At 60.7% G+C, this 15,744-nt stretch carries 11 protein-coding genes; 4 read left to right on the top strand and 7 right to left on the bottom strand.

Translation table 11 applies throughout. The annotated features are described in order from the left end of the window. Positions 1–794 precede the first annotated feature (794 nt). From P1K88_RS14930 to P1K88_RS14920, 3 genes are all read right to left on the bottom strand, one after another. The gene (locus tag P1K88_RS14930; protein ID WP_276411019.1) at positions 795–2,858 is read right to left on the bottom strand and encodes a pentapeptide repeat-containing protein; all 2,064 of its coding nucleotides are present in this window, start codon (positions 2,856–2,858) and stop codon (positions 795–797) included. 142 nt (positions 2,859–3,000) lie between these two features. After that, complete coding sequence (locus tag P1K88_RS18600; RefSeq protein WP_473092254.1) at positions 3,001–3,252, bottom strand: DUF8110 family protein; 252 nt, start codon at positions 3,250–3,252, stop codon at positions 3,001–3,003. Between the two features lie 51 nt (positions 3,253–3,303). Then, entirely contained in the window at positions 3,304–3,660 is a 357-nt protein-coding gene (locus P1K88_RS14920; RefSeq protein WP_276411017.1) for a DUF8165 family protein, read from the bottom strand. Between the two features lie 491 nt (positions 3,661–4,151). Between P1K88_RS14920 and P1K88_RS14915 the strand changes: the two genes are divergently transcribed. After that, complete coding sequence (locus P1K88_RS14915; protein ID WP_276411016.1) at positions 4,152–4,601, top strand: universal stress protein; 450 nt, start codon at positions 4,152–4,154, stop codon at positions 4,599–4,601. 184 nt (positions 4,602–4,785) lie between these two features. Here P1K88_RS14915 and P1K88_RS14910 read toward each other — a convergent pair whose 3' ends face one another. Continuing rightward, positions 4,786–5,700, bottom strand: coding sequence for an ADP-ribosylglycohydrolase family protein (locus tag P1K88_RS14910; RefSeq protein ID WP_276411015.1), 915 nt, complete (start codon positions 5,698–5,700; stop codon positions 4,786–4,788). Positions 5,701–5,834: 134 nt separating this feature from the next. On the opposite strand from P1K88_RS14910, the gene P1K88_RS14905 reads away from it, so the two are divergent. Further along, positions 5,835–6,191, top strand: coding sequence for a hypothetical protein (locus P1K88_RS14905; RefSeq protein ID WP_276411014.1), 357 nt, complete (start codon positions 5,835–5,837; stop codon positions 6,189–6,191). A gap of 105 nt (positions 6,192–6,296) precedes the next feature. On the opposite strand, the gene P1K88_RS14900 is transcribed toward P1K88_RS14905, so the two are convergent. From P1K88_RS14900 to P1K88_RS14890, 3 genes are all read right to left on the bottom strand, one after another. Then, the gene (locus P1K88_RS14900; RefSeq protein ID WP_276411013.1) at positions 6,297–6,722 is read right to left on the bottom strand and encodes an HD domain-containing protein; all 426 of its coding nucleotides are present in this window, start codon (positions 6,720–6,722) and stop codon (positions 6,297–6,299) included. A 232-nt stretch (positions 6,723–6,954) separates the two neighbouring features. After that, complete coding sequence (locus P1K88_RS14895) at positions 6,955–10,647, bottom strand: UvrD-helicase domain-containing protein (protein ID WP_276411012.1); 3,693 nt, start codon at positions 10,645–10,647, stop codon at positions 6,955–6,957. Then, on the bottom strand, positions 10,648–13,680 hold the full coding sequence (locus P1K88_RS14890; RefSeq protein ID WP_276411011.1) for a PD-(D/E)XK nuclease family protein: 3,033 nt from the start codon (positions 13,678–13,680) through the stop codon (positions 10,648–10,650). A 408-nt stretch (positions 13,681–14,088) separates the two neighbouring features. Between P1K88_RS14890 and P1K88_RS14885 the strand changes: the two genes are divergently transcribed. Beyond that, on the top strand, positions 14,089–14,559 hold the full coding sequence (locus P1K88_RS14885) for a PDDEXK family nuclease (RefSeq protein WP_276411010.1): 471 nt from the start codon (positions 14,089–14,091) through the stop codon (positions 14,557–14,559). Then, positions 14,559–15,596: a hypothetical protein gene (locus P1K88_RS14880; protein ID WP_276411009.1), complete on the top strand. Its 1,038-nt coding sequence runs from the start codon at positions 14,559–14,561 to the stop codon at positions 15,594–15,596. The genes P1K88_RS14885 and P1K88_RS14880 overlap by 1 nt, the downstream gene beginning before the upstream one ends. Positions 15,597–15,744: the final 148 nt, after the last annotated feature.

Raw genomic sequence — 15,744 nt, 5'->3', positions numbered from 1 at the left:
GTCGCGTCCGTTCCCGACCTCGAGCTCGCCAGCCGTCCGGTACCAGCCCGTGCCCGGTCCGCGGCGTTCGACGGCGGTCCGCTGGCGATACTCGTTGCCGGTCCAGCCCCCGGAGAACCACTCGTTCCGTCCGTCGGCCTCCGTCCCGAGGTAGACCGTCGCGTTCGGCGGACGCTCGCAGGCCGTGTACACCCGGCTCTCGCACTCGTAGCACCGGTGTCTGTCCGACTGGCCGGACTGGCATTCGACGTCTCGCTGCCCATATCGGGGTTCGAGCAGCGGTTCGGTCACGATGGGGGTCCCCGTCTCGATGGACCCGTTCGACCCGAGCGCGACGGTGACGGTGAAACTCCCGTCGTGCTGGACGCCCGTCGCCGGGTCCGACGGGTCGTCCTCCTCGCGTGGAGTCCGTTCGCGCACCCCATCGTCTCCTTTTGCACCTCGCGGGAGTACACGCGCGAGACCTCGATGCGCTCGGCCGAGATGGCCAGCGTCCGCCCGTGTTCGGTCTCGACGATGTCGTACGTGAAGCTCACTGGCGGCGGGTCTCCCTCGGAGCCCCCGATCGCCGGGACGTACCGGTCGTGTCGGGCGCTCTCGCCGAACTGCTCGCCGAGCGGGGACTCACCGTCGACCTGCGGAGCGGGACGTAGAAGGTGGCGTTCTCGCGGGTCTCGTTCGCCGAGAGCGTGACCCGGTACTCTGAGGGGACTCTCCGTGGTCCGGTCGACCCGTTGGTCGCCAGGCAGGGACAGCGCGCCGACCAGGAGGCCACACAGGACCACGACGGCCGCCTACGCGAACTCCTCAGCGCCGATGAGTACAGGGAGGACCATCTGGTGTACTGGCGGTCCATCGGTCGACTGTTTCCGCAACACGACTGCCCGGAACATCTCGTTGCGAAGCGCTGCCTCGTGGAGTTCAGTTGACGTTGCGACTGCGGCGCCAGATTCGAAGGCCGCGTCGCTGGCCGGAATTGGCAAGAGATAGTCGACGTCATCGAGGGCCGGGTCGAGGTGGCCGAAGACAATTTCGTCGTCAGTCCGACAGTACACTCCGGCGACTCGAGCCGAATGGAGTAATGCGGCTCCGTCCGCGGTGGCATTGATAGAGATACCGAAGACGAGCACAGCGCTGTCTGGGTCGGGGAGACGGGCGACGGCCGTGCGTGCTGTTCGAAGGGGATGACGACAGAAGTCGTACCAGGATTGCTGGTCGAAATCGGACAGTGCGTCGACGACCAGCTCTGTATTCGAGTGCTTGTCGGTGGCCAGCTTCGAAACGGCCGCAGGAATGGATGCGGTGTCCGTCACGCGCTCCAGCGGAATGGTCACACCCTCGTTTTGCAGCGTTTCGGGGTGCGCGAGAACCATCTGGCTGCGTCGGTCGGCAAAGTCGATCGCGTCTGCCACCGAGAAGTCCGCGGCACGGAGATTCGGATCGACCGCAAACCGAGTCGCGTCGAAGGTTGGGTCGACGAGGAACTCGGTATCCTCGAAGGTCGCTTTGGCGGTGAATCTGGTATCGCTAAAGTCCGCAAAGCCAGCAAACGACGCGCCGTCGAACCAGACACGGTCCCCGAACGTGCTGGACGTGAAGATCGCCTTCTCGTCGAAGCGGGCGTGGCTGAAATCCGTAGTGCCCCTGACGGTCGCAGAAAACTGGAAGTGGTCGAAGTGGGCGCTGGTGCAGTCACATTCCCCGTCGACCGTCGAACCATGCAAGAAGAACTGCCCGGTTCCACCCGTGTTCCGGAGTATCAGGTCGTCCTCGAAGACCGCATCTCGGAGGTGTGCCATCCCAGCGAACGTGGCACCGTCGAACGTGGCAACCTCGCCGATCGTCGCGTGGGTGAACCACACTTCGTCCTCGAACGAGGCGTGAGCGAACGAGAGCCGGCTCTGCCGCAGGTCCATCGTGGCAAAGTCGGCTTTCGCACGGAAGGTCGCCCCATCGAAGACGAGGGCCTCGCCACCAATGGAGACATCGTCGAAACTCAGTTCGCCGTCGAACTCACAATCGGCCGCGCGTAGGTCCCCACCAATGGTCGCGTGGCTCCAGTCCGTCGCGCCGTTTACCGTCGATTTTCGCAGCTCGACAGCGTCCTCGACCTCGGCAGCGACGAAGTCGCAGTCTGCATCGACGGTCATCGCCGTCCCTGTGACGTCGCCGTCGATAGACGCCGCCGTACTATCGAGACTCCAGTCGAACACTGCGTTGTCAAGTCTGAGGTCCCCTTCGATCGTCGCGTGTGCCAGCAGGAGATTCGACGCGAAGGATGCCTTCTCCAAGATGAGTGGCCCGTCTACAGTGAGCCGTCGGCAATCGACATATCCTGCGTTCAGATCAGTGGCGACTACGCCGCCGTCGATGGTCGCCTCGTGTGCATGAACGCGCCCACTGATATCTGCGCCCGCGAAGCTGACCGGAGCCTGAAAGACCGCGCCATCGGCATGGAGCGACCCCGTGATCGCGGCGCCATCAAGTAAGAGTGGAACGTCGATGGTCGCGTTGGTCAGGTCGAGGTCGCCATCGATGACAGCGCCTCGGAGGTCGATGGGGGCATCGGTCGGAGTCGTGATCGTGCGGTCCTCTAATTTGAGACCAGGAAGGGACCCCCCTGCGAAGACGGGTGACGTTTCGCTATCGGCGAGTACCTGAAGGAACTGGTCGGTAAATCGGTCGCTTGGATACTCGCTTTCGCCATGGTGGAACAGACATCGTCGAGATGTCTCATCGACGGCATCGTGTGGACACTGCTCGGGGCTCCCGCGCGGTATCTCGACCTGGGGGTTTCGAGGTACGTCATCGGGCGGTTCGTACGTGTAGGTACATCGAGTGGCCGCTGCACTTGGCATAATCAACGCGTGAAATTTCTACCGGAGACATATATGAATTAGTGGAAGTTCGCATACATCAATCTCTGGGCCCCTCAACGTGTTTGGCCGTGATACCGACAGTTATCGGAGGGATCTCTCCTATTGAACCTCCTGTAAATCATCACGTCCTGAGGTTCTCCCGATAGTCAGCCCGCGCCTGGTACATCTCCACCAGTTCCGCTTCGGCCATCGTATCGTGCTTGTCCGGGTCGTAGAACGGGAACTCGTCCTTATCGGGCATCTCCATCAGTTGCCCTAGTGGGTAGAGATGCCCATAGTAGTGCTCCATAACCCGTTCTTCGCCGTGTTCCTCCACGGCTTCCTGGATGTACGGAGCTGCCACGGGGTACGTTTCGTCGAGTGGTTTAGACAGTAGTCGGTCGTGAGTGGGGGAATCTGATTTCGCGCGTCGATACGTCGGCAGTCAGGCGTTGGTGAATTCAGCGAGCGAGTGGTCAGGGCTGTCGCTGTTGCACTTGCCGATCTGGACGAGTTCGAACCCTTCGAGCGGGGCGTCAAGTACGGTAGCGATCTGCCTCTGGATCTCGGTGGGGAGGGTTTCGACGGCGATTGCAGTGAGCGCGTGTTGCGTGAGCAGATAACTGGTTGCGAGACTCGTTGGGGCGACGACGATGACGCCCGAACCGTCGACATCGTCGAGTGCTAGCTGCGCATCCCGATACTGGAGGATCGTCGCATCGAGTGCATCGACAGGGAACAGGCAATCTGCGTCGCCGTATTCGATACTCGCACCTGCCGACTCAAAATGCCCTTCGAGCATATCTGTTTAGGTATATATGCCCTATGCGCATTAGAGTTGCGGTGGATATTGTCGACGGTGTCTTCTCAGCGGGTTTCGCGTCGGGATGTGTGACGATAGTTATCCAGTTGCCATCCCAGGCGACGTTCAGACACCCGACTGTCGATTTGGCGTAATTTGGCCGGCTCCGGTGAAATACTCATTTGATGCTGTGTTTGATCGGCTGTTGCTGCATACCGCGCGCGAGTCGGTCGCGACAGTTTGGCTATCGGTGGAGAACAACGCGTCCGGTCAGTTCGAAGGGTCCAACTGAAGTGGTCGGTCAGGCCGCGTTCGAACGTTCCGAGAAGATGTGTACACCGGTCCCCGTACCCTCCGTTTGCAGACAACCATACAGAAGTGAAACCCGGGCGAGCAGCCCACCGATGACCTGCCCGTCTTTTCCACGCGCCTCCCCCGGTTTATACGAGCCAGGACTGGATTTATCCCCTTCGTCGTCGAAATGCTGCCGTATGTACAACCGAATATTGCTCTCGACCGACGGTACAATTGCCTCGAAGGAGGCCGAAACGCATGCAATCGAATTGGCAGCAGCCCACGACGCCGTACTGCACGTGCTCTACGTCGTCGATGAGGACGTGGTGACGTCCTATAGTGGTGATGAGTACGTTGACGAATCCGAAGGTCCGGAGCACGGCTTGGAAGAATTGGGCAGAGACACGATCGACGATATCCGAACCAGGGCAGACGAGCACGGCATCGAGGTCGTCGAGGCTCTAGAGCACGGCCACCCCGCGGAGCGGATCGTGACGTACGCTAACGAGAGCGACGTCGACCTGTTGGTGCTCGGGACGAAGCGCCGACCCGAGGAGTACCGGGCGCTTCTCGGGAGCGTAACCGACCGGGTCCTCCGGTTGACGACGCGACCAGCGACGGTGATAAAGACCGACGTCACCGAGTAGCCCGCAACCATCGCTCTCGAACCACCGCCAAGGGACCGCAGCTTAGGGTCCCGTATGTACATACATCCTCTGTATCTTGCATGCGATACGTATCGAGTGCTGAGGATTGCAACAGAGTCATTTGCTCGGATAGCTCCCCGGATTCCCAGGAACGCCTGGTGGCCACTGCTTCCGAGAACGAGCCTCAGTCCAGATCGAGCGTCACAAGCTGTCCGGCGAGTGCTGCGAGATGGTCTCGATACTCTACGGTGTCCAGCCATTCCGCAGGAAGTGCCCCGGCTCCGAATCGAGCGCCGGCGAGCGCACCGGTAACAGCACCGACAGTGTCCGTGTCGCCACCGCGGTTCACAGCGGTAACGATAGCCTCTTTCGCGCTCTTGGCCGTCAGCGCGTCGTAGAGTGCTGTCTGAAGCGTATGGACAACGTAGCCCGTCGTTTCTAACTGAGAACTGTCGACGACATCGGGGACGAGTCTGAGTGTTTCGACGAGTTCGTCCGGAGCGTCACCCCTGACACGGTCGAGTGCATCCGACAGTGGGTCACTCTCGTCTCGTCGGTAGCCGGCAATAGTGAGATTGAGGACGGCACAGCCGTAGGTACACCGTGGATCGTAGTGCGTGATTGCGGAGGACTGTCTACTGACGTCGACGAGCGTGTCCGGGTCGTCTCCGTACGCGAGTGCGTGCGGGGCACAGCGCATGACGCTGCCATTGCCTGCGTTCGATCCTTCGGGTCGCCGTTGCCAGACGTCGCGGCCCGCATCCCGCCAGGACGTTCCCTGCTCGTATTCGGAGATGGCGTCAGCGGTCATCAATCCGATGTCGAACGGGCCGCTCTCGTACCATCCCTGGAATCGGTCGGCGACGTCTTGCCCGTCGAACCCGCCCGCCTCGACGAGACTGCGAGCAACGCACAGTGCGAGGTCCGTGTCGTCAGTGACGGTGCCGGCTGGTTTGTTGTGCGTTCCATACCCGACCATCTCTGTGAGGGTCCCGTATTCGCGGTCGATTGCACTGGCCGATTTGAACTCCACCGGTCGGCCGAGCGCGTCGCCACACGCCAGCCCCAGAAGGACGCCCGCTGCGCTCTCGCTGTCCATAGTGGTCCCTCTGGCGTCGTGACAAAAAGCGTGAGCTATGGCAGTCGCTAATCCCGGTCTGGGCAGGGTCGAAAGTCGAAGTCATCGGCATATCGACCCAACTGTTAAATGACTCGATGAAACCAATCAGAAGCATGACCCGGGGGAGGGGGGTAGAGCCAACTGAAACGACAGACGACGAACTCACAGTCATCGTCTTGGGGGAGCCGAATCGGCGTGATCGAACCGTACGTTTGTCGTTCAAAGAAGCGATCCAGACTGTCAGGGCCGAGCAACCAGCGGCAACAACGACAAAAATCGAGGATCGGAACGGGGAGGTCGTCTTCACATCAGTCGAGATGGAAATCGAAGACCGGGAGAACGAGTGGGAACGGGCGAAATACCGACTCGCCGTCGACGTCGAGGAATACGACTGCCCGTACGATGCTGTTGGCTGTGTAGCCGACGATCTCTGTGTGCAGTGTAAGATGGACAAAGTACAGACACAATAGTCTCGGAGACCTCCGGTCCCATCCGGCCACTCGCTTCAGCCCCTCGCCCTTCCCGGGAGCAAGCCAACTGAACTGCACATCCGCAGTACAGTTCGAGTTCGACACTCACTCAGACTTTTCTAGCCGCTTGAGCGCCCGATGGTACGTCGCCTGCTTTTGCAGGATGTCATCATCGACCGCTGGCAGTCGTGTCAGATCCATATTGTCCTCGATATCTGCGCGTTTGACTTTTCGAGCGAGTGCGTTCGAGTTTGCTCGGGGGATGAACTCCTCGAGATACGCCTCCCCATTCTGTTTGGTCAATGCATCCACTGCATCTCGGATTTCTTGATCGAACTCCCGTTCGATATCCTCGAGGGAGTAGTCCGCATCCTCGACGACGTCGTGCAATACAGCAACGACGCGTTCCGTTTCTGAGTCCATCTGTTCCATCACCCGTAATGGGTGTCGTATGTACGTCGCGTCCGCCTTATCTGTCTGTCCAGCATAAGCATCGAGCGCGATCTCGATGGCTCGCTCAAGCTGGTTCATGTTATCACATTGTGTACGAGCGGTATTGAATCCCGAACACCGGGATACTGCCTCGGTCGGAGTGGCAGGCGAGTCATTGACTCTCAGCAGTGTCTGGCAGAACTCGGACAGATACCGCTGACCCAGTAGGGGTGTAGAAGAGACCATCACGGCCCTCACTGACAGATATGCGTACTCACTCTCTCCGGCAGGGGCTAAAAAGCGACACCTCAGTAAAAGGGCCTGGTTGTCACTATTCAGTCGTCGGGATTCTTCGCTGTATCTCTGCCTCGGTTTCTGATTCCAGGTCTGAGAGTTCACTCGGCGTCCAGCCAAACCGCCGAACCTCCCCTGGCGTGGTAAAGTACAGCGACGCAGCCACCGCTCGAGTCGAGTCCTGCTGATGCAGCGCAATCGCGTACGCCTCCATCTGTGTCCGGTAGTAGTCGGCCTCCTCTGGGATCTCGCCGGCTTCGATGTCGTTCGTCTTGTAGTCGATGACGTGGTACTCGTCCGGCGTCACGACGAGGTGGTCGATCAGTCCCGAGATCTCCCCGGTAGCGAACTCGGCAGTGACGGAGAGTTCGTCGTAGGTTCCGACGACATCGGACTCGGCGTGGCGCTCGTCGACGTATTCGATCGCTCTGGTCGCGTGTTCAACGACGCGCTCACGGTGTGCCGCCCTGAGTTCTCCGGGCGCATCTTCCGCCTCGAATACCTGGTGTAGCACGTCGTCTACCCGCTCGCTGGGTGGCCGGAGTTCACAGAGTCGATGGACCATCTCACCGAACACAGTCGGTGGAAGCCGAGTGGGGTCTGCCACACCGCCTTCGGTGCTATTGTCTCCGTTTTCCTCGCCGTCACCTTCGTAGAACACCGTGTTCGTCCGGTCGTCGACGCGGAGGGAACCATACCCGTCGAACAACGACGCGAGAGCTGTCGGGGAGAGTCTGAACTGCTCACTGGGATTCGGTGGTGTCGACGAGAGTTCGAGGTCGGCTTTCGGAGGGGCAGTCGTCTCTGCCCAGTCCACGGGTGCCGTCGGGAGTGACACCGTGAACGACGCATCGTGTAGCGTTCCCGTAACCCGGTTCGCTTCTTCGAGTCCCAGGATTGTCTCGTCAGTCAGGACGTGGGGCTGGATCCAGTCGCGCCAGCTACCGGCCGCCTCCGGGTCGGCTGATTTGATGTCCTCGAGCGTTCCGCTATCGCCGTCCAGGTCGTGAAGTCCGGTAAGGAGGAGTCGGTCCCTGGCCCGGGTCGCAGCGACGTAGAGCACTCGTCTCTCCTCGGCTCGCTCCTCGGCCTTTCGGCGACGTTTCAGGGTCTCGCGGGCGACCGTCGTCTTCATCTCGAACGGGTCCGCTGGATCGGGTGCCTTCAGCCCGGCTACGTGCTCACCGTTGCGTTGTTCGAACTCGATACGACCACTCCCGATGGCAGCTTTCATGTTGAATCCACGGCCGATTCCGGGAACCACCACGAACGGGAATTCCATCCCCTTCGCGTCGTGGACGGTGAGTATCTTTACACCCTCACCGCCGCCCTGGATTGTTGCCTCTCCTTCCTGCTTGCCGAGTGATTGCAGTCGTTCGATCCGACGAACGAGCGTCGGCAAGCTGGTTACACCCTCCTCGCCGAATTCGCGAAGTTGTTCGCGGAACTTCTCGACGTTCGCGACAGCCTGCTGTGGCCGTTCGTCTGCGCTGACTGTCGCGAGATACCCCGTCTCGTCGATCACACGGGTGAGAAACGACGCCCAGGAGCCGTCGAGGTCTGGCGTCGTCTCCGCTGTGAGTCCAAGGGCCTCTCGCCAGGTCTGTAGCAGTTCGTGCGACGCCCGTAGTGCTCCGTGCTCGCTATCTTCGAGTGCACGCCACAGGGATCTGTCGTCGCGTTTGAGCATCGCAAGCGTGTCATCAGTGTGGCCGAACAGGGGTGACCGGAGAGCCCCGTACAGTGCACGTTCGTCGGCCGGGTCGGCGAGCACCCGGAACAGGTTCAGAAGGGCCGTTATCTCTGGCGTCTCGTAGAAGCCGAGTCCAGAGGCGACAGTAAATGGAATCCCGGCATCTTCCAGGGCCCGTTCGTATCTTTTGAGATGGGTCCGGCTGCGGAGCAGGATGGCGACGTCGTCGGGCTGCAGATCCCGACTGTCCGGATCGTCGATGTCGCTGTCCTCGTCGTAGATCCGTGCCGGTTCGTCGAACAGCTGTGTGAGTCGAGCGGCGAGTGCCATCGCTTCGAGTTCGGCGTCGTGTTCCGGTCGCGCCGTCACAATCGGGTTGTCGTCGGCGAAGCGACCGGCACGGTACTCCGGGTCGGTCGGGACGGCGAGATACTCCGCACTGGCAAGATCTTCAGGATCGTCTCGGTACGCTGTGAGTGGCTGTGGCTTTGCCTCGTAGGGCTCGCCGTCTTCCTCGAAGAGTTCGTCGAATAGTCGGTTGACGAACTCCAGGACCCCAGGGAGTGTCCGGAAGTTCGTCGAGAGCTGTTCAGTATCGGCCGGGTCGGAATCGGTTGGATTCGCCGCGGCCAGGTCCCGTTCAGTGTCCCCGAACTGTGTGACGTCGGCATTGCGGAACCGATAGATGCTCTGCTTGACGTCACCGACGACGAACACGTTCCGGGCATCGAACTCGTCCGGGTCGTCGGCAGTGAGATGGGTTATGAGGTCCCACTGGCGCGGGTCGGTATCCTGGAACTCGTCGACCATTACGTACGCAAATCTGTCACGGAGTGCAGCCCGCTCTTCGTCGGACGCAATCTCCGTGACGTATTCGAGGGCAAGCTCGACCTGGTCGGTGAAATCGACGACGTTCTGACGACGTTTTCGATCGGTGTAGGCCTCGTGAGCGAGCAGCGTCACCCGAGCGAGTGCCTGGACGAACGGGAAGCTATTCGCATCAGCGTCGACCGAGGCTGCAAAGAGGTGATCTTCGGGTTCGAGTACGTCGACGATGGTCTCCATCGCGGTGTCGAACGCCTCCCTGTCGGCTCCTGTATCACTCCAGCGTCCTTTCGCGCCGGTATAGCTACTGTATCGTTCACCCGTCCCCGTGGTGAGATGGGCACAGAGGTCGAGGAAACAGTCGCGAATCTCGGTCGTTGGCTCACTCGCCTCGTACTGGACCCCCGCTAACCGGTCGAGGAGATCCGCTGCTCGCGTCCAGGCCCGTCCACCGGTCTCGAGTGCGTCCGGTGGTGCGTCGTGTAATCGCTGCAGTGTTGCGACGGCGTCGACGAACGATGGATTCGCAAGCCGTTCGGCCGCCAGCTCTGGCGACACTGGATGGACCTCAGTCTCGACGTAGGTCAGATACTCCTCTCTGGACGCCTCGGCCCACCGCTGGGCCCACTCGATACCGCCCGGGCGTTCGGTCAACAGATCCGTGATGATGTCCTGCAGCGCACTCCGACTGTATCGACGAGCGAGCGTCTGGACGGCCTCGTGGTCGTCGTGGGTCTCGAGCAGCGTCGCGACAGTCTCGTCGAGCAGTGCTGTCGTTTCGCTCTCGTCGAGAGTGTCGAACCCCGGGTCGATCGCGTCAACACTCAACGCGTGTTCTCGGAGGAGACGGGAACAGAAACCGTGGAGCGTGTGGATGTATCCCTCTTCGAGGCCATCTGCAACGTCACGCCACGCGGCATATTCCGCAGGCGGTGCGTCGGCAACGCGGTCGAGAATGGCTTCTCGGACGCTTTGTTTCAGTTCGTTCGCCGCCCGTTCGGTGAATGTCGTCGTGACTATCTCTTCGGGGAACAGTGGCGCGTTGGCGTCTGCCGGGGCATCTGCTTCCATCCCACGCTCGAGCATCCGCATGTACCGCGCTGTGAGCGTGGTTGTCTTTCCGGTCCCGGCACCGGCGGTGAGTGTCACGTTGCGGTCGAGCGCGTCCGCGGCCTCTCGTTGCTCCTCGGTGAGTTCGTCGAAGTCGACCATTCACTCCACCTCCAGGACGTCTGCAGGGTCAGCATCTCTTGCAGCGAGGGGCACGTACGCGGATACTCCCTCGTCGTCGATCTCGTCGATGACGTCTCGGCGTCGATGAGAGCGGACGTCACAGACGTCGCTGTATCCGCAGTACCGACAGCCGGCGTCCATCGGGTCGAGAACGGTCGGCTGGAATCGGCCAGCTTCGATCGCCGTGGTCAGTTGTCCGAGTCGTCGAGGTGTCTCGGTCTCGATGAACTCGCGGAAGGCACGATGAGTCGTGAACGTGGGTTTCGAGAACCGGAGCATCGGGGTTTCAACGGAGTCGCTGTAAACGTACGTCGACTGCTCCTGGGAGCCGACCAGACCTTTCCGGTGACTCACGCTCGTCGGTGGCTTCGTTTGATAGTACGCGCCACCCACGGTCTCGACGTCGTCGAGAGCTCCCTCGGCCAACTGGGCGTACAGTGGCAGCTGAAACGATAGTCCGGACAGCGTATCAGCCTCACTGGGTGTGCCACCGGTCTTGTAATCACGGACGACCAGCTGCGTTGGCTCTGTCCCCGGTACCGCGTCGATCCGATCGATCTTCCCGACGACCGGAACCGGCCCACTCGGCGTGTCGAGTTCGACTGGTTCCTCACGGAGGACAGTTTCGTCGCCGTACGGGTCGCCGACGCGGGCTTCGAACCACGACGGCCGGGCGGTAGCTTTCGACACCTCGTCGAACTCGTGGTTCAGGAAGCGAACGAACAGGCCTCGCTCTGGACTGCCGTAGGTATCGTCGCCGTAGTAGGGGTTATCAGCCTCGGGCCCGAGGCCCGCAAAGACGGCAGTAAGCCACTCACGTTGGAACGCCGTTGGATCGGGGTCGTCCTCGAATCGGTCCTCGAGTACGCTCAGAGCGGCCTGGAGCAGGCGTGCTCCACACGTCTCACGGTCACCGCTAATCGGTAATGCCTCGCCTGGGGTGGTCTGCTGGTCGGCGTAATAGCGTTCGAAAACGTCGTGGACGAATCCGCCGCGTTCTCTCGCATCGGGCTCGAGTCCGATCTCGTCGGGCTCCTTGATGTCGAGTACCCGGTTCACGTAGTACTTGAACCCACATTTCGCGTACGTCTCCAGCTGACTCGGGCTGTACGGTGCCCGAGAATCGGTGCCGTGGCACGCCGACACCGTCTCTGGACTCAACTGCCCATCGTAGGGGGTCAGGTCGGAGCTGGCACGAGCGGCGGCACACGCCACGCCCTGCTGAAGTCGCTGGCGACGAGATTCGTCGAACGCACCCACCGAGGCCGCCTCCTCGATCGTCGGCGCGTATTCGTCCACGCCGTCGTGAGCGAACCGTCGTGCGAGCGAGCGCTGGACGTCTTCTCGCGACCCTGGTGAGACGTCCGACGGATTGACCGGTTCGGGTTCCAACTCACTGACCCGTCGAAGTTCAGTGAGTACGTCGGCTTCCACGTATGGGTCACCACCGAGATCACGCTCGGGGACGGTGAGCGTGAGTGACGCGTCGCTGGCCAGTAGGAGCCCGAAACTGTACCGGGCACCTTGCTGGATGTCAGCTTGCTCGAAGTCCCGGTGGGCCTCGTTTATCGGCCGCGTAAACGCGAGCCGTTCCGGATTCGATGGGAAGTGGCCGAGCGTCAGGCCGAGAACGTACGTGTGGGCGAACGTTCGTGGCGCCGCGTCGTCGAGTCCACAGATGAGCACGTGCCCGTCTTCGCGTTCGCTCTCTGCGTCCAGCGTGACGCCAGTGAGTGCTCGTTCGAGCCGATCGACCGGATCAGCACGCTCGGGATCAGCAACACCGTCGGTCAGAGCCAGGGTCTCGAGCGTCCGGTCGAGACTCCGTCTCGCCGCCCGTTCTGTTCTCCCACGTGGTGTTTTCGGCACCGAATCGAGCGCTGTCGTCACACCGAGCCGGTCGAGCAAGGTTTCGAGTCGGTCAGCAAGATCCGCGAGCGAGCAGTCCCGTAACGACGTCGCGTCCGCGACAACCGACTTGATCGCGGTCTCCACGTCGTCATCGAGGTGCGCGTATGCCGTCGTGAGTCGGCGCGACGTGAGACGGCTCGCCAGGTTTGCGAGTTCGTTATGATCGGCCGCTACGTCCCCATCGAGACTGGTAACCAGGGGATTCGAGAGGAGAGCTGTCACCGATTCGAGCGCAGGGTCCTCACGACTGAGTGAGACGAGTTCGGACACGACCTCACCGAGTGCCGTGTCGGTGAAGCCGCGTTCGAATGCGAGTGTCGCTGGGATCTCGTATTGCTCGAAGGTTTCGACGAGGGGCTCGTGGTACCCGCCATGCTCCGTGAGGACGACGCCGATATCGTCCGGCGGGGTGCCCGCCGCGACACGCCGGCGGATATCCCGGGCGACGTAGCGAAGTTCCTGTGGAATGGTTTCGGGCTGTCGAAGCTCGAGTGCGCCGTCGATCGGTCGTGTATCGATATCCTCTTTGGCTCGTGCGGGCCGGTAGAGTTGTCGGGCGACGCTAGTACTGACTGTGGTGGCTCCCTCGACGTATTCACGCTCGAACCCGAGTTCCGAATAGGCCTGTAAGGCTCGCTCGACCCCGGAATCGACACCGACGGGTTCTGTGGTGTCGTTGAGCCGGGGGAGGATGGCTACCGTTGGCCATGTGTCCACAATTCGTTCGACGAGCTGGCGCTCGAGCGGGGAGAACAGGGTGAATCCCGCAAGTACGACGGCATCGACTGAATCCAAATACGTGGAAAGTGCCGTCTCGCTCGTCAGTACGTGATGATATCGTTCCGCCCGAAGGGTCCGTCGACCCGATTCGTCGATCTCGCCACGCACTGTCTCGAACGCACTCGTGAGGGCACTCACGATTGCCCCCTGTTCGGGCAGACCCTCGCTCTCGAGGCGCTCGTCGATAGCTGCTGGCGAGTGTAAATCGGCGAACTCCATCAGTGAGAGGAGGTCCTCGACCTGTCGACAGAGTCCAGCAGACGGGAATCGGTCAGGTGCCGCGAGCGGATTGCTTGGGTTCTCGAGTGTCTCGACAGCCAACTCGACAAGTCGGTCTCTGAGCGGTTGGTCGATATGCGTACTCCGCCCAGCGAACTGCTCGCGTTCGTAGCACTCGCTGACTAGACTGTCGAAGGTCTCGATGGAGAGTGAGAGCGGTGGGCCGTAATCACGCCACCGCTTTCTGGTTTGCCGTTCGGCGTGATCGTTTCGGGAGATGTAGAGGAGAGATCGAGGCGCGTCGGTGACCGTACTGGAGAGACGGTCGAAAGACACAGCTTCGAGAGCAGGATACTGTGGCCCGGTATACAACTGGCGAGGTACCATATGATGTATTCCCTGTCAGGCGACTATGGAATGAAGTTTTGGGGGAGGATGCCTGAAACCAAGAATCGTAACCACAGGTGAGTGACGGGAACACTCTTCACACCCGGAAGTGTGTGACAAGTGATGGCACGAATCTGGTTGACCAACGGGACACCGACGACCCCAGCGATTCTCAATCCACTCGCCGCTGCGTGCGACCAGGGATTCGTCCCGGATGAGGCACAGATCCTCTCGAATCCGGGTGTCGAAGATTCCGTCACCGCTGCGAGCGACTATGCCGAGCATATCGTTGATGCCTATCGAGGCGACGCCGAAGTCTCGACATACAACCTTGCTGATGAGACGGATTTTCGAGGAATTATCGAGTTCTATCGGTCAGCAATAGATGCAGCCAGGGAAAACGACGATTCGGTTGCGGTCGACGTCACGCCCGGACGGAAGTTCATGTCGGCGATTGCCTTTCAGGCAGGGTTTCGATTCGGCGCGGATCACGTCTACTACTTCCATCGAAAAGCCGGCGGATACTACGGACAGTTGTACGCTGAAATCCCACGGACAGCGACGGACCTCATCGATTTCACGGAGGAGTTGTGATGCAGATTGAGCGCCGGCGGCTGATGGTCTTACTCAATGCGCTCTACGATCAGGGTGTCAAGTCGATTCCTGTAGCGCATCCGTGTGCGGATATCGGTGAGCTGGTTCGGATTGAACTCGAAGACGACGGACTGGCCACCGTTCGCTTCTCACAGGGAACATTGACGTACCAGGATAACCGTGAGACGATTCCAGCCAAGCACGGGGAGTCAGCCTACGACGACCTCCCCGATGCCCAGACCTATACTCGCGCAATGGTCGCTAGCGGCCATGTCGATCTGGCGAACATCGACGATGTCATCGCCTTTGCCGACCGCCACGGGTATGCAGATCTCGAAGCCGGACACGAGCCTGTCGTCATCGGCCTGGATGCAAATATCATGTCGTGGCGGCTGCCCGAGCGGCTTGGCATCGACGCCGAAGTGGGTGACACAGACGACCGCGGTCGCCGTCCCACTAACGGGTACGCGCTTGCAACCGGTGTGAAAGAAGAACTCGATTGGCACTACAATCACTACAACACCCACGAACTCACGTCGGCATTCGGGGATGAGTTCGAACGGCTGGACAGTCAACCGGCGGGAGCGAACAGAGAGGGGCTGCTCGGGCTGTACGAATACCGTCGCCTCCGGACCCACCGGACGGCCGACGTCATCGAGTGTGACAGGGGTGATGACGCAATCGTCAGCGCGTATCGGAGATTCAACGAGGAGAGTCGCAAGACAGCACTCCTCCTGAGCAACGACCGTGGATTCGTCGAGCGCGGGATTGCTGCTGGGATCCCCTCACAGCACATCGAGTATCCGGTCGACATCCCACGGACCGCAACAGGATCGTGGACAGAAGCAACTGAGCTTCTCTACTATCTCGCAGTGCTGTTCGGCGTCATCACGCTTCCCAAGGTGACACTCTATGGCGTCTGGAACGGGAAGGACGGGCGACACTGGCAACACGAGCAACTCGATATCGACTGCCGCAGCCCGAAGGTCGAACCGCCGTTGGAACGGGATCTGGCGATTCTTGAAGCGACTAATTGAGAGACCAAGTATTGACCAAATTCCCTTAGCAAGACCCAGGTGAGCAGTTGTGGTGGAAAGTACTGCAGTTACTGGAGTAGTTCGTTTCGCAGCAGGATCACAGCGGTGTACTGGCTGAACTTGTTTTTTCCTCAGAAACTACGCTGAA

The sequence above is a fragment of the Haloarcula halobia genome (assembly GCF_029338255.1).
Classification (GTDB): Archaea; Halobacteriota; Halobacteria; order Halobacteriales; family Haloarculaceae; genus Haloarcula; species Haloarcula halobia.
The sequence above is the reverse complement of the archived record's forward strand: the minus strand, read 5'-3'. Positions and strand labels throughout refer to the sequence as shown.

Coding starts and splice junctions, on each gene's coding strand:
- P1K88_RS14930 (WP_276411019.1), bottom strand. CDS start 2,858: ATGCCAAGTGCAGCGGCCACTCGATGTACCTACACGTACGAACCGCCC.
- P1K88_RS14920 (WP_276411017.1), bottom strand. CDS start 3,660: ATGCTCGAAGGGCATTTTGAGTCGGCAGGTGCGAGTATCGAATACGGC.
- P1K88_RS14915 (WP_276411016.1), top strand. CDS start 4,152: ATGTACAACCGAATATTGCTCTCGACCGACGGTACAATTGCCTCGAAG.
- P1K88_RS14910 (WP_276411015.1), bottom strand. CDS start 5,700: ATGGACAGCGAGAGCGCAGCGGGCGTCCTTCTGGGGCTGGCGTGTGGC.
- P1K88_RS14905 (WP_276411014.1), top strand. CDS start 5,835: ATGACCCGGGGGAGGGGGGTAGAGCCAACTGAAACGACAGACGACGAA.
- P1K88_RS14900 (WP_276411013.1), bottom strand. CDS start 6,722: ATGAACCAGCTTGAGCGAGCCATCGAGATCGCGCTCGATGCTTATGCT.
- P1K88_RS14895 (WP_276411012.1), bottom strand. CDS start 10,647: ATGGTCGACTTCGACGAACTCACCGAGGAGCAACGAGAGGCCGCGGAC.
- P1K88_RS14885 (WP_276411010.1), top strand. CDS start 14,089: ATGGCACGAATCTGGTTGACCAACGGGACACCGACGACCCCAGCGATT.
- P1K88_RS14880 (WP_276411009.1), top strand. CDS start 14,559: ATGCAGATTGAGCGCCGGCGGCTGATGGTCTTACTCAATGCGCTCTAC.